The organism is Flavobacterium xylosi (genome assembly GCF_042787345.1).
Lineage (GTDB): Bacteria > Bacteroidota > Bacteroidia > Flavobacteriales > Flavobacteriaceae > Flavobacterium > Flavobacterium xylosi.
On the sequence record NZ_JBHZPZ010000016.1, the window covers coordinates 45,059 to 63,870 of the forward strand.

Consider the following 18,812-nt stretch of genomic DNA (forward strand, 5'->3'; position numbering starts at 1 on the left):
TGTAATTCGAAATTTATTTAGAAATTTCATCTAAGATAAAAAGAATTCTGTTATCTAAGGTGTCTTTGGGCACTTCTATGAGTTCGTACCCGTAATTTTGATAGGTTTCAGCAAGATGCGTATAGATGATTTTGGCTTGTTCGAAGTTTTCGTAACGTTCGCCATCGCTAATGTATATGTCTTCCCAAGGCGGAAGAATGAAGATTTTTGAGTAGGTATGTTCCCGGCAGGCAGCATCAAAAAAATCAGGATAACTGTCCCCGATGTAGTGCATATAGGCTAGAACATCCGGAATTCCTCTGTCGATAAATACAATATCATGAGGTTCCTGGGACGCATCTTGGAATTGTTTTTTTCTTCCTTCCAGAAGTAATTCGCTGAATAACAACGGTTTTTCCAGGAACAATTGTTCGATTCCTTGTTTTTTAGCTTCCAAGGTTACTTCCCGAGAAATTTCGGGGTAACAACAATATCCGTTAGCTATCAATCCGTCTATGATAGTACTTTTTCCTGTTCCAGGACCGCCAATGATAACTATGATTTCTTTCTGCACCTTTAAAAAATAAGGCGCAAATTTACTTAAACTTATCGGGATTTAAAAAATTGATTGCTGTTAAAATAATATTAGACAAAAAATCATAATTCAAAATTCATAATTTACTTTTGAAACCGTATATTTGCCTTTATTTTTTAAAAGAAAATGGACAAAGAGACCGAAGAATTTTACGATAGATTAAAAGTGGAGTTGGATATGAGTAATACATGGCCAGCATTGTACTTATTTAAATTTATTGTGCCAACTGTAGATGATAACGTGGAACGCGTTGAATTGGCATTTGATTGCATGGGTGCGGTTATAAAAACCACTAAATCCAAAACTGGAAAATTTACCAGTCTATCTGTTGACGTCACTGTGAAAGATGCGCAAGAAATAGTAGATAAATACCTGGAAGTTTCTACAATCAAAGGTATTGTTTCTCTTTAAAATAAGAAATTAATTTTATATGATACACTCTAAGGATTATATATCTTCGGGAATAGTAGCATACAAAATCAAAAATACATACATTCGAATATGAATTCAAAATATATAAAAGAAAACTCGAACGATGTTGTTCACCATTTGGAATACAATGCGGAGCGATCTCATTTGATTATTCCGGAATACGGACGTCATTTGCAAAAGCTAATCGATCAGGCAACTATAATTGAAGATGATGTGGAGCGGAACAAAGCCGCAAAATACATTATTCAGGTTATGGGAAGTTTAAATCCTCATTTGCGAGATGTTCCTGATTTTCAACATAAGTTATGGGATCAGATTTTTATTATGTCTGATTTTAAATTAGTTGCTGATTCTCCGTATCCAATTCCTTCACGTGAAGTTTTACAACTGAAACCAGATGTCTTGCAATATCCTCAAAATTTCCCAAAATACAGATATTATGGCAACAACATAAAGTACATGATTGATGTGGCCAATAAATGGGAGGAAGGCGAAATGAAAAATGCATTAGTGAAAGTTATTGCGAATCACATGAAAAAATCCTATTTGAGTTGGAACAAAGACACCGTAAAGGATGATGTTATTTTTGAACATTTATATGAACTATCCGATGGAAAATTGAATTTAATTCAAAGTACAGAGGAACTATTGAATACTACAGATTTATTACGAACCAATAAACGGGTGTCGAATAAAATTTTACCTGTTGGACAGCCAAAAATTCTGAGTAACAAGAATTTAAAAACTGGGAAACCCAACCCGATTCACAAAAATCAAAACAGAAAACCTTTGTAAGTCAGTTATAAATTAGGAGTATCAGTTATGAATTTTTTTTGCATTAACTTTTAACTCGTAACTTTTTAACTCATAACTAATAATTTATAACTCATAACTTTAAAAAATGGGAATTTTCAAAATAGAAGGTGGCATTCCTCTAAAGGGAGAAATCACTCCACAAGGAGCCAAAAATGAAGCATTGCAAATTTTGTGTGCAGTTCTTTTAACTCCGGAAAAAGTTACAATCAATAATATTCCTGATATTATTGATATCAATAAACTGATCACGCTTTTAGGAAATCTAGGAGTTAAAATTCAGAAAATTGGGTCTGGGTCATATACTTTTCAAGCAGATGAAGTAAACGTTCAGTATTTAGAAACAGAAGCTTTTAAGAAAGAGGGAGGATCGCTACGTGGATCTATTATGATTGTTGGACCATTATTGGCTCGTTTTGGCAGAGGATACATTCCAAAACCTGGCGGAGATAAAATAGGCCGTAGAAGATTAGATACGCATTTTGAAGGCTTTATTAATTTAGGAGCAAAATTCCGTTACAACAGAGAAGATCATTTTTATGGCGTTGAAGCTACGGATGGATTAACAGGAACTGATATGCTACTTGATGAGGCGTCCGTAACCGGGACCGCTAATATTGTGATGGCAGCTGTTTTAGCAAAAGGAAGAACAACGATATATAATGCAGCATGCGAACCTTATTTACAACAGCTTTGCAAGATGTTGAACTCTATGGGAGCAAATATTACGGGTGTTGGTTCTAATTTATTGACTATTGAAGGAGTTGATAGTTTAGGTGGTTGTGAGCATAGAATTCTTCCTGATATGATCGAAATTGGATCATGGATTGGGTTAGCGGCCATGACCAGAAGCGAAATTACCATAAAAGATGTAAGCTGGGAAAATCTGGGTGTTATTCCAAATACTTTTAGAAAATTGGGAATCACTTTAGAAAAAAGAGGGGATGATATATTCATACCTGCTCACCTTGATGGATATGAAGTAAAAACAGATATTGATGGTTCCATACTTACCATTGCAGATGCACCTTGGCCTGGATTTACTCCCGATTTATTGAGTATAGTTTTAGTAGTTGCCACACAAGCAAGAGGAGATATTTTGATTCATCAAAAAATGTTTGAAAGCCGATTGTTTTTCGTTGATAAATTGATCGACATGGGAGCAAAAATCATGTTGTGTGATCCGCATAGAGCGGTTGTTATGGGACACGATTTTAAATCACAGTTGAAAGCTACCACAATGTCTTCACCGGATATTCGTGCTGGAATCTCGTTATTGATTGCAGCGCTTTCGGCAAAAGGAACAAGTACTATTCAAAATATTGAACAAATAGATAGAGGATACGAACGTATAGACGAACGATTGAGAGCCATTGGAGCTAACATTATTCGAGCATAAACTCAAAATCATTATAAAAATTGTTTAAGTAAACCTAAGAGATTCTGAATAGAAACATTCAATTAGGTTTATTTAAACGATTTTAATTTTTCTAATTTTAACAACAATCATGTCAAACGAACAAACAGCAATAAAGGCTACTTATTTTAGTATCGTTGGAAATATATGTTTGGCAATTATAAAGGGTTTAGCGGGTTTTTTCGGAAATTCTTATGCGTTGATAGCGGATGCGATTGAATCCACAACTGATATTTTTGCTTCATTTTTAGTGTTGTTCGGGATAAAATATTCAAATAGACCAGCCGATAAAAATCACCCTTACGGCCATGGTCGAGCGGAACCGTTAATTACTTTTTTGGTCGTTGGCTTTTTAATTACTTCAGCTACAATCATAGCGTATGAAAGTATTAATAATATTGGGACAGCGCATGATTTGCCTAAATCATGGACTCTTTATGTACTTGGAGCAATAATTATTTGGAAAGAATATTCCTTTCGAGTGGTAATGAAAAGAAGTATAGAGACCAATAGTTCCTCTTTGAAGGCTGATGCTTGGCATCACAGAAGCGATGCTATAACTTCTGTTGCTGCATTCATTGGAATTTCTGTCGCTTTAATTTTAGGAAAAGGCTATGAGTCTTCTGATGATTGGGCTGCACTTTTTGCCGCTGGTTTTATTTTGTTTAACAGCTATTTGATTTTTAGGCCTGCTCTTGGAGAAATTATGGACGAGCATGTTTATGATGATTTAATTGATAGTATTAGAGAAGTATCTCTTCAGGTAGAAGGAATTATCGATACCGAAAAATGTTTCATCAGAAAAGCGGGTATGAAATTTCATGTGGATCTGCATGCTATTGTAAATGGCAATATCACTGTGAAAGAAGGGCACGATTTAGCTCATAAATTGAAAGACACCTTAAGAGAAAAACTGCCGGAATTGGGGCATGTTTTGATTCATGTTGAACCTAATTATTAATTATAAAATATAAAAAAATGGAGCAGATTCAAAAACCTGCTCCGTTTTTTATTTATAAAATAATCTGTAAATTTACTCCAGAACATTTAAGACTTTTAAACCAAAAACAACACCATCACCTTTGTAGCCGTTTTGGTAAGAACGAACATAATCAACTCTAAACAGTTTGAATTTTCCAAAACCAAGATTATCAAGACCAATAGAGACCTCTGAATAAGGTTTTGAATTGGGTATCGAAAGGGTATGGAATCCTAATGCCATTGTAGATTTCAGTTTATTCAATAAAGGGATTTTATTCATAATATATCCTTTATCACTATGCTCCATGTGCGCTTCAAAATAACTGTCATTTGTACTGTTAGAGTAATGAGGCAATAAATTAAAAACATTCAAATAACGTGCTGTTCCACCAATGTGCGTTTGATTCCCGTTGAAATGTTTGTAATCTACAAAAGAGATATTCTCAGCATTAAAGAATTTACCCGCTTTTAGATTCATTGCAAAATTTCCTTTGTTTCCTATTGTCACATCATAAAACAATCTTGTGCTCAGATGATCCAATTCATATTTTTTTTCGCTTCCGGCAAATGCTTTTTCATAACCCAAATAAAGAGTTGGATATTTATTATTTCTAATATTGAATTTTCCATCGGGACGTGATATGTATTTGTTTCCAAAATTGATTTTGGCATTCAAAGTAAATTTTGTCAAGTGATGCTGGTCAAATCCAGCATTTATAAAATCGGTTGGGTTTAATGGATTGTTAGAAGAAAATAATTCATTTCTTTTAAAATAAGAATAATCGGTGGTGTTAAATAACGGTTTTCGTTGCGAATATTCCAGTTTTCCGTTAAGGTTCAATCCGTTTGCAATGTCCTGACTGTAGGTTATTTGTAGAAATTCTTTATTGTATAATTTCATGAAATTATTTCTAAAGAACAATGTACTAATCGAGTTGATTAAATTGCTAATAGGCTCACTGCTATTGAATTGATTTACTTTTGTTCCTCCAGCTACAGATAAAACAGCATAATTCTGATTGTTAAATTGATGTCTGTATTCACCGATAACTCGCAGTCGATCTTCTGAAAAACCATAATTGATAGTGGTACTTATCGAAGTGTTTTTTCCCTTTTCTTCATCCCAATTTTTGAAAGCAAAACCGGAATTAAGACTATAACCTTGAACGGTATTGAAACTTAACGAACTCAAATCCAATAATCCATTGTATTTAAAGGAATGTTTTTTGAAAGTGTTTTTGTAATCGTAACCCATTATTAAATCCATAAATTTGAATTTATTGTTTTTCGCATCAATTGAATCCATATACTTTTGGGATTTTCTGATGGTTTGAAGGCTGTCTTTCTTTATATAATCGTTACTTTCTTCTATTGTCAATGGAATTGGCCGAATGGTATTCCAAAAGGCATCCTCTTTTTTATTGGCATTTGTCTCGAAACTCAAAATTTCATTTCCAAAATTTTTCTTTTCGAAAGAAAGAGGAAATTCATAATTGGTATACACATAATTGAATTTTCCAGAAAACTTTATTCCAAATGCTCCGGCATTAAAAGCCAGACTTTGAGAGTTTTTTGACCAAATTTTGTTTTTAGAATTGTAACTGAAGTTTTGTTTTAAAGTCATTGCCTCGGTAAATTCATTTTTCATTCTGTATCCTTTTATGTCAAGGTCTATGGCATAAATTGCAAAACTATCATCGACAATATAAATATATCCTTCAAAAACGGGTTCTATATCACGCTTTGGAATAACTTTTATTTTGTTGATTTGCTGGTTGTTTTCAAAAAAAGTGCCTTCAAGTTTGTATTTATAATAATTGAAAGCATTATCTGCAATGGGTGAAATCATGCTGATTCCAAACTCTAAAGCATTATTATAAAAATCATAGGTAGATGATTTTGCTGTATTATAACTATATCCTTTGTTATTTCCTGAAATTTTGGAAGCAACAACCTTCTCTTTTAAATTATTGGGCTTTTCAAAAGCTATTTTCGAAACCGTTTCCGACAAATATAAAATACCACTTCCCGTTGAATCAAGATTCGAAGCCATGTTATCGCCTATATCAACCTTCATTCCCATTATTTTCTTGGGTAAATCCTTGATCTTGAATAATCCCCTAGAATAAAAATCGGCTGTGTATCGCGCTGTTTTTTCCGAATTTTCTTTTTTAGCTGCAATGGCACTTTTTATAATTGCTATGGCAGGATTATTTTTTTTGTTGATTATGACTTCATTTAAAGTGAAGTTTTCTTCTGATAAAGTTATATTTAAAAGAAATGGGAATTCTTTAATGTTGACGGTTTCTCTTTTGGTTTGGTAACCTAAAAATTTAAAAATAAGAATATAGCTGCCCGTTTTTCGGATCTTCAATTCGTATTTTCCCTGCTCGTTTGAAGTTGTTCCGTTATAGGTGTTTTCTTCAAAAACAGTTACAAATGGTAACGGATTTCCATTTTCGTCGGAAATGATTCCTTTGATTTGCGCATTGGAATAAATGGATAAGAATAAAAATAAGAGAGAAGTAATTTTTTTCATGAAGGTTTTTTCTTTCACAAAAATACACGAAGTAAAAAAGTAGCCCCCTAAAGTTTTGTTAAATTCCTAAACCTATTAATTGTGCATTAAGTTGCCTAACTACAAAAAGACAGTATTGCCAATTCATAACTTTTCAAACCAAATCCAAGAATAACTCCTTTTGCATTACCCGAAATATAAGATTGATGTCTGAAGCTTTCGCGAGAAAAAGTATTTGAAATATGCACTTCAACAACGGGTGTGGTTATGGCTTTTACAGCGTCACCAATACCTATAGACGTATGTGTATAAGCACCGGCATTTAGAATAATTCCATCAAAAGAAAAACCAAATTCTTGAATTTTATCAATTAACTCTCCTTCTATGTTGCTTTGATAATAGGTGAATTCTATCGCAGGAAATTTAATTTGTAAAGTAGTGAAATACTCTTCAAAAGTTAGATTTCCATATACTTCGGGCTCACGTTTCCCTAAAAGATTGAGATTTGGCCCATTAATGATACTGATTTTCATTGCGGTTGTTTTTGTAAAAATAAAAAAACCGTTCCAATTTATGGAACGGTTTTAATAAATATATTTATTTTAATTTTCTTAGAACTTAATACCTGCTGAAATTTGAACAACAGAGTTTTTAACTTGTGCATCTTTTGAGGCATCTGTCAATCCTAAACCATAACGTCCTTGTATAAATAAATTCTTAGTAATATTTAGACCCAATCCTCCAACTACTGCAAACTCAAAAGTTTCAGGGTCTTTAAAATTGACATTGTTTCTTTCGCTCAACAAAAAGGAAGCTTGTGGTCCTAGTTCAAGGCTGACAAATTTATTCAAATTGATTTTTGCTAATACAGGAATTGATAAATAGCCTAATTCGTTTCGAAATTCTTCCACTGCAGTTTTGTAAGTAGCACCTTGTGTAGAGTACAGCAATTCAGGCTGTATAGAGAAACTATCCACAAGTTTGATTTCAGCAATTAAACCGGCATGATAACTTGTAATAGCATCTGTTTGGTAATTCGTACTGTTTACGGTGATATCAGAGCCATTCTGATTGGCATAATTTACTCCACCTTTAATTCCAAATTTAACTAATTGTGCTTGCATATTCATTGATATTGCAACAAGTAAAACGGTAAATAAGATTGTCTTTTTCATAAAATGGTATTTAATTTGTATTAATTATTTAAACTTAAAACTCTCTATTAAGACAATTATTGCGCATTTTTATGAAACATAACAATTGTCAGAAATATATATAAACAGAAAATGAGTTTATTTGGTAAAATTTTGAGGCAGTATTTTTTTTATTAATTGCTATTTACTAACACCAAATATCATAATTGTTTCTTGTGTTATTACATTTTTCATGCCAAAAAATGAAAATTAAATCTTACTTTTTGTTATTTAGTAAGTTTTTAATCTTAATATATTGATAGTCAACGAGTTTAAGTCATTAACAATAAATCAAAGGTTGGTTTTTTTTACCTTTGCATGTATAAATTTTAAATAATTAATCATGAAAAAAATTACTTTATTATTAGTAACAGTTTTTACATTTGGTTCTGTGAACGCTCAAGACAAAGAAGATATGTCTTTTGGAGTTAAGGGAGGTTTGAATGTTTCCTCAGTTACTAATACCGATCAAGATGGTTTAAATTCAAAATCTTTAATAGGATTTAACTTAGGTTTTTTTGGAGAATTTATGATAAGTGATAAATTTGCCATTCAGCCTGAATTGCTATATTCTGCCCAAGGAGTAAAATTGGAATCTGGTGGCGATGATGGAGATTTGAAATTAGACTATATCAATATTCCAATTATGGCCAAGTATTATGTGGCTAATACCTTTAGTCTTGAATTTGGACCTCAAATTGGTTTTCTGGTATCTGCTAAAGCAAAGTCTGGCGGAGTATCTGAGGACATTAAAGATCAGGTGAAGTCAACTGATGTAAGTTTGGGGTTTGGCGCCAGCTATTATTTTGCTGAAAAATTTATGCTTGGCGCACGTTATAATTTAGGCTTAACACGAATACAAGAAGATCTATTTCTTGGAGAATCGGAATCAAAAAATTCTGTTTTTCAAGTTTCTTTAGGATATAAATTCTAATATTTTTAGAAATAAATTTATAAACCTCCCAATTCGGGAGGTTTTTTTATGGATAAAACATTTTTTTAATACATTTTGATTTTTAACATTTATTGTTATTTTTGTAGTAAAAATTTTAAATTTTAATTATATCAGAAAATGAAAAAAATAATTTTAGCAGTTGCTGTATTCTTGGTTTTTACAAATGGATATTCTCAAAAAGAAGGTGGATTCAGAGTTGGTTTAGATTTTGGATTTGTTCCTGCAAAAGGTGGAGCTGGTCTGTTCGTCTCTATTGAGCCAAAATACAATATTAAAGACAACATGAATGTGGGTTTACGGATAGGCGCTGCAGGAATAGTCAGAGATGTAAATGATTCTGGTATTAACACAAGCGCCAAAGTTTCTGCTAATGGGTCTTATGTTGCTACTTATGATTATTATTTTAATAAATCTGGAAAATCTTTTGTTCCTTACCTTGGTGGTGGTGTTGGATATTACAGTATTGCAAATGTTGAATTTGATGATACAAGTAATACTGAAAATGTAAATATAGCTGCAAGCGGTAAAATGGGAGCATTAGTAAGAGGTGGCTTTGAGTGGGGAAAATTTAGAATGGGACTAGAATATAATCTAGTGCCTGAATCTACTTTACAAGATATGAATGGTAACAATAGAGGGACAGTTTCAAATACATACGTGGGAATCCATTTAGGATTTTATATTGGTGGTGGTAAATGGGGTAAATAAAATTTATTCGTAGGATTATATATCTCTTGTTTTTGAATTCAATAACCATAAGAATAATATATGAAAAAAATTATATTAACTGCTGCGGCAGTATTTGCTTTTGGATTTGCAAATGCCCAAGACACTAGATATGGAGTAAAGGCAGGAGTTGATTTCGCTTCAATTAAATTTAAATATGCAAATGTTTCAGGAACCGAAACAAAAAAGGGTGTTTATATAGGGGTATTTGCTGATGCAGAAATCTCAGAAAAATTTCATCTGCAACCTGAAATACTGTATGTTTCCCTTAAAGACTTTAATCAAGTACAAGTATTGATTAATGCTAAATATGAAATTTTTGATAGTGTCAAAATCTTTTCAGGACCCAATTTAGGTTTTTTTACAAGTGCTGATCAAAATAATGCAGTCAATGTTGGCTTAGATTTCGGAGTTTCATATAATTTAACAGAAAATGTATCAATAGATGCAAAATATAATTTGGGTTTGACTAATTTTTTAAAGTTAAGCGATGATAATTCTAGCAGTAAACTCAACGGTTTGTATGTTGGTCTTGGTTATAGATTCTAATTCTATTTTATAAAATATTTTAAAACCTCTTATTTAAGAGGTTTTTTTATGTCTTAAAAAGCTTTACTTTGTGAACATGGATTGGAATTCATACATCAAAAACTATCAATCGTATCTGAAAATCGAGCGCGGTTTGTCAACGAATACTATCGAAAATTATTCTTTTGATATTGATAGATTGCGTTTATTTCTTACTGAAAATGAAATTGCAGTTTCTCCAATACAAATAGGAGAAGAAACGCTGCAACAATTTATTTATAGTGTTTCAAAACAAGTTAATCCCCGTTCTCAAGCCAGAATTATTTCAGGATTAAAAAGCTTTTTTAGCTATTTGATATTTGAAGATTACCGTACTACAAATCCTCTTGAATTGATTGAAACACCCAAAACCGGTAGAAAGCTTCCGGATACCTTAACTACGGATGAAATTGACACCCTCATTGCGGCTATTGACTTAACCTCGAACGAGGGAGAACGCAATCGGGCTATTTTGGAAACGCTTTATGGTTGCGGACTTCGAGTTTCGGAATTGGCCTCTTTGAAAATTTCTGATTTGTTTTTTGAAGAAGGATTCGTAAAAGTCACGGGTAAAGGAAATAAGCAGCGTTTTGTGCCTATTGGGGATTTGACTAAAAAATTCATTGAAATTTATAAAAACAATAATAGAACCCAGCTTAGTGTTCAAAAAGGATTTGAAGATACTTTATTCTTAAACAGAAGAGGAAAACAATTGACTCGGGCAATGATTTTTACAATTATTAAAAATTTAGCTTTCAAAATAAATTTGAATAAAAATATTAGTCCACATACTTTGCGGCATTCTTTTGCGACTCATCTACTGGAAAATGGTGCTGACTTGCGTTCTATTCAATTAATGCTGGGTCATGAGTCGATAACTACCACTGAGATTTATGTGCATCTTGACAGGAAATTTTTAACGGAAGTACTTAATACTTTTCATCCCAGAAAGAATCCGCACTCTGATCTCCCCGAAGTGGAGGGATAAAAAAAAATGATTAGCTCAAGCTAATCATTTTTTTTTTAATCATTTAGGCTCCTTCCCTTCGGGGAGGCCGGGAGGGGATTTACTTCGCAATATTTACCGCTCTGGTTTCTCTAATTACAGTTACTTTGACTTGACCTGGATAGGTCATTTCTGTTTGTATTTTTTGTGATATCTCAAAAGATAAAGTAGCAGCATTATCATCTGAAACTTTTTCGCTTTCTACGATAACACGAAGTTCTCTACCGGCTTGAATAGCATAAGCATTTTTCACTCCACTGAATCCGTAAGCTACTTCTTCAAGATCTTTTAAACGTTGGATATAAGAATCTAATACTTGTCTTCTTGCACCCGGTCTGGCTCCTGAAATAGCATCACAAACCTGAATAATCGGAGATAATAAAGATTTCATTTCTATCTCATCATGGTGAGCTCCAATTGCATTACAAACTTCTTCTTTTTCACCATATTTTTCGGCCCATTGCATTCCTAATAAAGCGTGAGGTAAATCACTTTCTGCATCTGGAACTTTACCAATATCGTGCAATAAACCGGCTCTTTTGGCCAATTTTACATTCAAACCTAATTCAGCTGCCATGATTCCACAAAGTTTAGAAACTTCGCGGGAGTGTTGTAATAAATTTTGTCCGTAAGAAGAACGGTATTTCATACGTCCAACGACTTTTATCAATTCAGGATGCAATCCATGTATTCCTAAATCAATAACGGTACGTTTACCAACTTCTATAATTTCGTCATCAATTTGTTTGGCTGTTTTTGCAACAACTTCTTCAATACGAGCTGGGTGAATTCTTCCGTCAGTTACTAATTTGTGCAATGCCAAACGTGCAATTTCTCTACGAACTGGATCGAAACAAGAAAGGATTATTGCTTCCGGTGTGTCATCTACGATGATTTCAACTCCAGTTGCAGCTTCTAATGCTCTAATATTTCTACCTTCACGACCAATAATTCTACCTTTTACATCATCAGATTCAATGTTGAATACTGAAACGCAGTTTTCTACTGCTTCTTCAGTTCCAACTCTTTGGATAGTATTGATAATGATTTTCTTCGCTTCTTGTTGGGCTGTCAATTTCGCTTCTTCAATAGTGTCTTGAATATGCGACATTGCTTTGCTTTTAGCTTCCGCTTTCAAACCTTCTACCAGTTGATTTTTAGCATCCTCGGCAGATAAACCAGAAATAACTTCCAGCTGCTGCAATTGGCTTTTGTGTAATTTGTCAACTTCAGTTTGTCTTTTGTCTAGAATTTCTATTTTAGAGTTGTATTCTAAAGTTTTTGATTCGAAATCATCATTAACCTTTTTTGCTTTTGATAATTCATTAGAAATTTGAGATTCTTTGTCTCTAATTCTTTTTTCAATTTCAGCTACTTTTTTATCACGAGAAAGGATTACTTGCTCATGTTCAGATTTCAGTTCGATAAATTTTTCTTTTGCTTGAAGTATTTTATCTTTTTTTATGTTTTCAGCTTCGAGATTAGCGTCTTTTAAGATTGATGCTGCCTCTTTTTTAGCATTTTTAATCAAATTAGAAATATTGCTTTTTTCAATTATTTTGGCTATTCCAAAACCTCCTACAATACCTATAATTCCTGAAATGATGATCGTTACTATGTCCATGTTTGTTAAAATTTATATATAAAAAAGCCTACATTAGTGAGATTGAATAAACTCGGAAAGACAAGTTTTGAGCTAACTCGTTGTTCAAACTTCCAAACTGAATTGGCTTGTTATAGTAACGATGATTTGCTCATTCTAAATTGTTAGTGTTGAGTTTACCAAATGAGAACTAATGTAGGCAGTATCTTAGTCTTTTGTAAAGAACGTTTAATTGTCGAGATATTGATCTAAAAGCGCATTGATTTTTTTAATTCTTTCAATGGTTTCGTCACCATCAATAGCATTATCAATTTGTTTTTGTTCTGATTGTGATGCAAATTGTAAAGCACACATGGCTAATACGTCTTGTTTATCACGAACTGCATAATTTTCTTCAAACTGCTTAATCATCACATCAATTTTCTTTGAAGCGCTTCTAAGGCCTTCTTCCTGAGACAAATCAACCGTTAACGGATAGACTCTGTCTGCAATTGATATTTTAATTTTAAGCTTTTCGTCCATATCTTTTATTAATCTGATAGTTGCGCTATACAGTAATCAATTTCGCGAATTAATGAATTTATTTTAAGCTTTGTATCTCTTTTATTTTCGTCACTGCCTAGTAATGCATTTGCCACTTTGAGTGTTTCACACTGCGTTTTTAGCGCTTCAATCTCTTGATATTGAGTTTGTATGACCTGTGCAGTTTTAGTTAATTCAATTTTTAAATCTTGACTGTTTTGCTCTAAACTTTTCATTTTCATGAAAAGCTTTTCAACCTTATTTTCAAGAGTATCAATTATTTCTGCAATTACACTCATTGTGTTCCTAATTCATTACTTAATATTACAAAGTTAGTATTCCTTTTTATTTTTGCAATATTTTATTGATTTTTTTACGTTAAAATAATCAATTATATGTAATTCAGCAGGTTGTGATTTGATTTCTTTTCTGATTTTTATTAACTGGTTTTTTTTTATCTTAGCAAAAATCTACCCCAATGAAACTTTTTATTTTTTTATTTTTATTGAGCAACGCTCTTTTTGCTCAAACGGATTACCCAAAAGATTATTTTAGTTCGCCACTTGATGTTCCGATTCAACTTTCAGGGAATTTTGGAGAATTAAGACCCAATCATTTTCATGCGGGTTTTGATTTAAAAACAATGCAAAAAGAAGGATTAAAGGTATATGCAATTGCTGATGGATATGTGTCCAGAATAAAAATTTCTACTTTCGGTAACGGAAAAGCAATTTATATCGCCCATCCCAACGGATTTACTTCGGTATATGGACATCTGCAAAACGGGAATGATTCAATTGAAAATTACATTAAGAAGACCCATTATAAGGACAAATCATTTGAGATCGAAATGTTTCTTAAGCCAGAACAATTGGTTGTCAAGAAAGGCCAAGTAATTGCATTTTCAGGAAATACAGGCGCTTCTGAAGGGCCGCATTTACATTTTGAGATTCGGGATACCAAGTCGGAAAAAGTTATAAATCCTATGCTTTTTGGTTTTGATAAAAACATAAAAGATGCAAAAAGACCGGTTATTTCATCTGTTTATGTTTATCCATTAGATTCCAGAACTACTGTCAATCATGCGAAACGTCCTTTATTGTTAAATTTATCTTTGCAAAAAGATGGAAGTTACCTGTCCGAGAAAGTGCTTTCCAATGGGAAAATTGGTTTCGGTATTTCAACTTTCGATTATGATGATGTTTCTTTCAATATAAATGGGGTCTTTAAGGTGCAGTCTTTTTATAACGGAAAACCAAATTTCGGTTACCAATTCGACACCTATTCTTTTGATGAAATGCGATATGTTAATGCGCTCATTGATTATTCGAGGTATAAAAAAATGGGGCAAAGGGTTCAGAAATTATTTATGAAAAATAAATATGGGTTGAGTATCGTCAAAACTGATGAGAGTAATGGAGTATTTTCGGCAGTTCCAAATTTAGCAGCTGTTTGTCGTATTGAAGTTTCTGATTTTTATGGAAATAAAAGCACGGTTTCAATTCCTATTCAGTATGATTTATTGTCCACTATTATTGACAAGGAGCCAGTTGTGTCTAATTATTTTGTCAAAGCAAACAAAGATTGCAATTTTGCCAAAGGGAATATGTCTGTTTTCTTTCCTGCTGGGACTTTCTATGATGATTTTGATATGAATTTTGATGTAAAAAACGACACTTTATTTCTTCATGATGATACCGTTCCGGCTCATACTAACTTTACCATATCCATAGAAGGCACCAAATACAGTGAGATTCAAAAAAACAAGCTGTTCATTGGTATGATTCAAGGAAAAAAAATAAGCTACCTTCCTACCTTTCGTAAGGATAGTTTATTTACTGCAAAGTCAAAAACATTGGGTCAGTTTGCTTTAGTTCTGGACACAGTTGCTCCTAAAATTAACATAGCAAAACCAATTGAAGGAAAATGGTTAAGTGACCAAAAGACAATTCAACTTGCTATAAGTGATAGTTTATCAGGCTTAAAATCATATAATGGCTATTTAAATGGAAACTGGATATTATTTGAATATGATAATAAAACTAAAAAAATCACTCACAATTTTAGCGATGGTATTGTTGCTGAAGGACGTAATGAATTAAAAGTAGTTGTAATTGATAATGTAGGAAATTCGTCTACCTTTGCGACTCATTTTTTTAGAAGCCAAAAAAAATAAAAACCAAATCATTTGAGTACGAATAGATTAATACTTGTTTTCTTTTTTTTCTGTGTTGGGTTTGTTGCAACTGCCCAAAATGCTCGAATAAATGGAATTGTCCTTGACGCAAATAACCAGCCTATTGATAACGTAAATGTTGTTTGTCTTGGTAATTCTGCACAATCTAATGCAAATGGATTTTTTGAATTGTCGGTTCCTGCCAATCGAAAAGTAGTTGTTATTTTTACGCATATTTCTTTAAAAAAGTCCACCGTTTCAATTTTCTTAAAACCGAATGAAGAGTATGAGTTTAACTTGGTAATGAATGATTATCAGGAGCAAATGGGAGAAGTTATCGTTGTATCCAAAAACAAAAAAAGAATTCAAGGAATTACTACAATTGAGCCCGAAGTTATTCGGAAAATACCTGGAGCTAATGCCGGTATTGAGAATATTTTAAAAACCTTGCCAGGAGTAAATTCTAATAATGAACTGAGTACACAATATGCGGTTCGTGGTGGCAATTATGATGAGAATTTGGTTTATGTAAATGAAATTGAAGTCTATCGTCCCTTTCTTATTCGTTCCGGACAACAAGAAGGATTAAGTTTCACAAATACGGACTTGGTACAAAATGTGGACTTTTCTGCCGGTGGCTTTCAAGCTAAATTTGGAGATAAGCTGTCTTCTGTTTTGGATATTACCTATAGAAAGCCAACTAAATTTGGAGCTACTCTAGAAGCGAGTCTTCTTGGCGGAAGCCTGGCTGTAGATGCCGTTTCTAAAAATAGAAAATGGTCAGTTATTACTGGAGTAAGGTATCGCGATAACAGTCTTTTGGTTAAAAGTCAGGATACTCAAACCAATTTTACACCGTCATTTGCAGATATTCAAACCAACATAAATTATCAGGCTTCTTCTAAATGGCAGTGGAGTTTCCTTGGAAATATTTCTCAGAATAAATACCAATATCAGCCATTAAGTCGCCAAACTAATTTTGGCACGCTTGATAATCCCATGGCACTTTTGATTTATTATGAGGGACAGGAGAAAGATAAATATGACACATATTTTGGAGCTGTAAAGTCTACATTTAAAGTAAATAACAACTTTACTTTAAAATTTATCGGATCGGTTTTTCATACTTTAGAACAGGAATATTTTGATATTTTTGCGCAATACCGTTTGGGAGAAGTGGATGCTAATATTGGTTCTGAAACCTATGGTGATGTTAATTTTGCCAGAGGAATAGGTACCCAATTGAATCATGCTCGAAACGATTTAGATGCCTTAATTGTAAATACGGAGGTAAAAGGAATCTATGATTGGAAAGAAAACCAATTGGAATGGGGAGTCAAATACACGCGGGAATCCATTCGAGACAGAGTAGTAGAGTGGGAAGTAATCGATTCAGCTGGTTTTTCTATAAACCCACCAATTGTAATTTTGCCTAAAAATGATCAACCTTACTCTTCCTATACAGGACCTCTTGTTCCGTACCAAAATGTGAGAGCTACTAATTTTAATACCATCAACAGGTTTTCAGGTTATGCGCAATGGAGTCGTAAAGATCGCATAGGTTCCAGTGAAGTTTGGTATAATGCTGGGGTGCGACTGCATAATTGGGAAGTTTTGGGTGACAATATAGTTAGCAAGTCACAGATAACGATTAGTCCAAGAGCACAATTTGCCATAAAACCCAATTGGGAAAAGGATATGGTTTTTAGACTTTCTGGAGGAATGTATCATCAACCGCCATTTTATCGAGAGTTGCGAGACGCCAGTGGAGTAGTGCAACCTAATGTGAAGGCACAGCAATCCGTTCATATTGTTTTGAGTAATGATTACAGTTTCAAAATGTGGAATCGTCCTTTCAAACTAGTGTCGGAGTTGTATTATAAATCATTGACGGATGTAAATACCTACACGATTGACAACGTACGCATCCGTTACGCGGCTACAAATAATGCTAAAGCCTATGCTCAGGGATTAGATGTCAGATTGAATGGAGAGTTTGTTCCCGGAACAGAATCTTGGTTGAGTTTTGGCTACTTAAAAACAGAAGAAAACAGCGCCGATAGAGGGTTTATTGCCAGACCAACGGATCAAAGATTAAAATTTGGACTTTTGTTCCAAGATTTTATGCCTAACATTCCGAGTGTTAAATTGTATTTGAATTTGGTTTATAATACTGGTTTACCTGGTGGGTCACCATCTTACGCAGATCCTTATTTGTACCAAAACAGACTCAAAGATTACCGCAGAGCTGATGTAGGGTTTTCTAAAGTACTTATTAATAACAGCACTAATATTGACAGAAGTTGGTTAAAAAGCTTTAAAGAATTAGAAATAGGTTTAGAGATTTTTAATCTTTTTAACAATCAAAATGCCATTACGAATACTTGGGTTCGAGATGTGTATTCCAAAAATCAATATGCAATTCCAAATTATATGACAACCAGAGTTTTTAATGTAAAATTGAATGCGAAGTTATAACTGGGACGAAATAGTCATATTTTAACAATAGTTTAAACTATTTCTGTTATATAAATCAATCAAAGAATGTCGTTACCATTTTTAAAAATGATTACATTTGAATTTATTATAAATAGTATACCATCATGAAAAATTCACATATCGTTTTATTAGGATTAATCGTTTTGCTTCTTGCCAGTTGTAAAGAAGATCGAGAAAAACCAAAAGTTAGCTATGATGCCTCGAATAGAGGAAAGGGTATTGCAAAAACGGATTCTACTTTAATAGCAATTTCCGATTTACCTATTCAGATGGAAGGAACCGATTATTTGATTCATCCCGTTGGGGATTTAAGTATCCGTGAAAAAGGGATCAAAACAAGATACGGATCTTCCAGCGTGAATGATTTGAGTTTTACAATATCTAATTACGGAGAAAATGAAATTACCGGGTTTTTACAGAATTTAAAATTTCAGCGTGTAGATTCCGATTCTATAAAAACATTGACTGATAAACCAGTTTTAATTCAAACGGCAACCTATTTAAAATCAGTATCAGACAAAACCAAAAACCAAATTATGGTTTACACCATGGTTGATATGGATACCAATAAGGATGGTAAATTAGATACGAGCGATATTAAAGCTTTATATCTTAGCGAAATAAGTGGAGGTAAACTCACTAAAATATCGGACAGTTATCAGGAGTTAATCGATTGGAAATTGGTGGAATCTAAAAATTGTTTGTATTTTAGAACTGTTGAGGATACTAATAAAAACGGGCAACTGGATAAAATGGATGTGGTGCATTACAACTATGTCGATTTGTCTAAAAAAAACTGGAAAGTAATTAGTTACAAACCAGTTTAGATT

At 33.0% G+C, this 18,812-nt stretch carries 18 protein-coding genes; 11 read left to right on the plus strand and 7 right to left on the minus strand.

Annotation, left to right across the window (positions count from 1 at the left end; all coding sequences use genetic code 11):
• Positions 1 to 13 precede the first annotated feature (13 nt).
• The gene (locus ACFX5E_RS13010) at positions 14 to 553 is read right to left on the minus strand and encodes an AAA family ATPase (protein ID WP_379855588.1); all 540 of its coding nucleotides are present in this window, start codon (positions 551 to 553) and stop codon (positions 14 to 16) included.
• A gap of 147 nt (positions 554 to 700) precedes the next feature.
• Between ACFX5E_RS13010 and ACFX5E_RS13015 the strand changes: the two genes are divergently transcribed.
• The 4 genes from ACFX5E_RS13015 to ACFX5E_RS13030 all read left to right on the plus strand — a co-directional run bounded on the left by ACFX5E_RS13015 (position 701) and on the right by ACFX5E_RS13030 (position 4,197).
• Positions 701 to 985, plus strand: coding sequence for a DUF493 family protein (locus ACFX5E_RS13015; protein ID WP_379855589.1), 285 nt, complete (start codon positions 701 to 703; stop codon positions 983 to 985).
• 90 nt (positions 986 to 1,075) lie between these two features.
• Positions 1,076 to 1,801, plus strand: coding sequence for a DUF4290 domain-containing protein (locus ACFX5E_RS13020; RefSeq protein WP_379855590.1), 726 nt, complete (start codon positions 1,076 to 1,078; stop codon positions 1,799 to 1,801).
• Between the two features lie 106 nt (positions 1,802 to 1,907).
• Complete coding sequence (gene murA / locus ACFX5E_RS13025; RefSeq protein WP_379855591.1) at positions 1,908 to 3,218, plus strand: UDP-N-acetylglucosamine 1-carboxyvinyltransferase; 1,311 nt, start codon at positions 1,908 to 1,910, stop codon at positions 3,216 to 3,218.
• A gap of 109 nt (positions 3,219 to 3,327) precedes the next feature.
• Positions 3,328 to 4,197, plus strand: a complete 870-nt coding sequence (locus ACFX5E_RS13030; RefSeq protein WP_379855592.1) for a cation diffusion facilitator family transporter — start codon at positions 3,328 to 3,330, stop codon at positions 4,195 to 4,197.
• A gap of 72 nt (positions 4,198 to 4,269) precedes the next feature.
• Here ACFX5E_RS13030 and ACFX5E_RS13035 read toward each other — a convergent pair whose 3' ends face one another.
• The 3 genes from ACFX5E_RS13035 to ACFX5E_RS13045 form a co-directional block, all read right to left on the minus strand.
• On the minus strand, positions 4,270 to 6,756 hold the full coding sequence (locus tag ACFX5E_RS13035; RefSeq protein ID WP_379855593.1) for a DUF5686 and carboxypeptidase regulatory-like domain-containing protein: 2,487 nt from the start codon (positions 6,754 to 6,756) through the stop codon (positions 4,270 to 4,272).
• A 95-nt stretch (positions 6,757 to 6,851) separates the two neighbouring features.
• Positions 6,852 to 7,268: a type II 3-dehydroquinate dehydratase gene (gene aroQ / locus ACFX5E_RS13040; protein WP_379855594.1), complete on the minus strand. Its 417-nt coding sequence runs from the start codon at positions 7,266 to 7,268 to the stop codon at positions 6,852 to 6,854.
• Positions 7,269 to 7,346: 78 nt separating this feature from the next.
• Positions 7,347 to 7,910, minus strand: coding sequence for a porin family protein (locus tag ACFX5E_RS13045; protein WP_379855595.1), 564 nt, complete (start codon positions 7,908 to 7,910; stop codon positions 7,347 to 7,349).
• Positions 7,911 to 8,271: 361 nt separating this feature from the next.
• Here ACFX5E_RS13045 and ACFX5E_RS13050 point away from each other — a divergent pair, with 361 nt between their 5' ends.
• The 4 genes from ACFX5E_RS13050 to xerD all read left to right on the plus strand — a co-directional run bounded on the left by ACFX5E_RS13050 (position 8,272) and on the right by xerD (position 11,164).
• On the plus strand, positions 8,272 to 8,862 hold the full coding sequence (locus ACFX5E_RS13050; RefSeq protein WP_379855596.1) for a porin family protein: 591 nt from the start codon (positions 8,272 to 8,274) through the stop codon (positions 8,860 to 8,862).
• A gap of 138 nt (positions 8,863 to 9,000) precedes the next feature.
• On the plus strand, positions 9,001 to 9,591 hold the full coding sequence (locus tag ACFX5E_RS13055) for a hypothetical protein (RefSeq protein ID WP_379855597.1): 591 nt from the start codon (positions 9,001 to 9,003) through the stop codon (positions 9,589 to 9,591).
• Between the two features lie 60 nt (positions 9,592 to 9,651).
• Entirely contained in the window at positions 9,652 to 10,158 is a 507-nt protein-coding gene (locus tag ACFX5E_RS13060) for an outer membrane beta-barrel protein (RefSeq protein WP_379855598.1), read from the plus strand.
• A 76-nt stretch (positions 10,159 to 10,234) separates the two neighbouring features.
• Positions 10,235 to 11,164, plus strand: coding sequence for a site-specific tyrosine recombinase XerD (gene xerD, locus ACFX5E_RS13065; protein WP_379855599.1), 930 nt, complete (start codon positions 10,235 to 10,237; stop codon positions 11,162 to 11,164).
• A gap of 79 nt (positions 11,165 to 11,243) precedes the next feature.
• On the opposite strand, the gene rny is transcribed toward xerD, so the two are convergent.
• From rny to ACFX5E_RS13080, 3 genes are all read right to left on the minus strand, one after another.
• Positions 11,244 to 12,806, minus strand: coding sequence for a ribonuclease Y (gene rny / locus ACFX5E_RS13070; protein ID WP_379855600.1), 1,563 nt, complete (start codon positions 12,804 to 12,806; stop codon positions 11,244 to 11,246).
• A 207-nt stretch (positions 12,807 to 13,013) separates the two neighbouring features.
• Positions 13,014 to 13,307: a cell division protein ZapA gene (locus ACFX5E_RS13075; RefSeq protein WP_379855601.1), complete on the minus strand. Its 294-nt coding sequence runs from the start codon at positions 13,305 to 13,307 to the stop codon at positions 13,014 to 13,016.
• 8 nt (positions 13,308 to 13,315) lie between these two features.
• Positions 13,316 to 13,606, minus strand: a complete 291-nt coding sequence (locus ACFX5E_RS13080) for a hypothetical protein (RefSeq protein ID WP_379855602.1) — start codon at positions 13,604 to 13,606, stop codon at positions 13,316 to 13,318.
• 179 nt (positions 13,607 to 13,785) lie between these two features.
• Here ACFX5E_RS13080 and ACFX5E_RS13085 point away from each other — a divergent pair, with 179 nt between their 5' ends.
• The 3 genes from ACFX5E_RS13085 (at position 13,786) to ACFX5E_RS13095 (ending at position 18,809) form a co-directional block, all read left to right on the plus strand.
• Complete coding sequence (locus ACFX5E_RS13085) at positions 13,786 to 15,483, plus strand: M23 family metallopeptidase (protein WP_379855603.1); 1,698 nt, start codon at positions 13,786 to 13,788, stop codon at positions 15,481 to 15,483.
• Between the two features lie 12 nt (positions 15,484 to 15,495).
• Positions 15,496 to 17,961, plus strand: coding sequence for a TonB-dependent receptor (locus tag ACFX5E_RS13090; RefSeq protein WP_379855604.1), 2,466 nt, complete (start codon positions 15,496 to 15,498; stop codon positions 17,959 to 17,961).
• 125 nt (positions 17,962 to 18,086) lie between these two features.
• The gene (locus ACFX5E_RS13095; RefSeq protein ID WP_379855605.1) at positions 18,087 to 18,809 is read left to right on the plus strand and encodes a hypothetical protein; all 723 of its coding nucleotides are present in this window, start codon (positions 18,087 to 18,089) and stop codon (positions 18,807 to 18,809) included.
• The last annotated feature ends 3 nt before the right edge of the window (positions 18,810 to 18,812 follow it).

What these genes read in the sequence shown, in the direction of transcription:
- ACFX5E_RS13015 (WP_379855589.1), top strand. Translation starts at nt 701, where the DNA reads ATGGACAAAGAGACCGAAGAATTTTACGATAGATTAAAAGTGGAGTTG.
- ACFX5E_RS13020 (WP_379855590.1), top strand. Translation starts at nt 1,076, where the DNA reads ATGAATTCAAAATATATAAAAGAAAACTCGAACGATGTTGTTCACCAT.
- murA (WP_379855591.1), top strand. Translation starts at nt 1,908, where the DNA reads ATGGGAATTTTCAAAATAGAAGGTGGCATTCCTCTAAAGGGAGAAATC.
- ACFX5E_RS13030 (WP_379855592.1), top strand. Translation starts at nt 3,328, where the DNA reads ATGTCAAACGAACAAACAGCAATAAAGGCTACTTATTTTAGTATCGTT.
- ACFX5E_RS13035 (WP_379855593.1), bottom strand. Translation starts at nt 6,756, where the DNA reads ATGAAAAAAATTACTTCTCTCTTATTTTTATTCTTATCCATTTATTCC.
- aroQ (WP_379855594.1), bottom strand. Translation starts at nt 7,268, where the DNA reads ATGAAAATCAGTATCATTAATGGGCCAAATCTCAATCTTTTAGGGAAA.
- ACFX5E_RS13045 (WP_379855595.1), bottom strand. Translation starts at nt 7,910, where the DNA reads ATGAAAAAGACAATCTTATTTACCGTTTTACTTGTTGCAATATCAATG.
- ACFX5E_RS13050 (WP_379855596.1), top strand. Translation starts at nt 8,272, where the DNA reads ATGAAAAAAATTACTTTATTATTAGTAACAGTTTTTACATTTGGTTCT.
- ACFX5E_RS13055 (WP_379855597.1), top strand. Translation starts at nt 9,001, where the DNA reads ATGAAAAAAATAATTTTAGCAGTTGCTGTATTCTTGGTTTTTACAAAT.
- ACFX5E_RS13060 (WP_379855598.1), top strand. Translation starts at nt 9,652, where the DNA reads ATGAAAAAAATTATATTAACTGCTGCGGCAGTATTTGCTTTTGGATTT.
- xerD (WP_379855599.1), top strand. Translation starts at nt 10,235, where the DNA reads ATGGATTGGAATTCATACATCAAAAACTATCAATCGTATCTGAAAATC.
- rny (WP_379855600.1), bottom strand. Translation starts at nt 12,806, where the DNA reads ATGGACATAGTAACGATCATCATTTCAGGAATTATAGGTATTGTAGGA.
- ACFX5E_RS13075 (WP_379855601.1), bottom strand. Translation starts at nt 13,307, where the DNA reads ATGGACGAAAAGCTTAAAATTAAAATATCAATTGCAGACAGAGTCTAT.
- ACFX5E_RS13080 (WP_379855602.1), bottom strand. Translation starts at nt 13,606, where the DNA reads ATGAGTGTAATTGCAGAAATAATTGATACTCTTGAAAATAAGGTTGAA.
- ACFX5E_RS13085 (WP_379855603.1), top strand. Translation starts at nt 13,786, where the DNA reads ATGAAACTTTTTATTTTTTTATTTTTATTGAGCAACGCTCTTTTTGCT.
- ACFX5E_RS13095 (WP_379855605.1), top strand. Translation starts at nt 18,087, where the DNA reads ATGAAAAATTCACATATCGTTTTATTAGGATTAATCGTTTTGCTTCTT.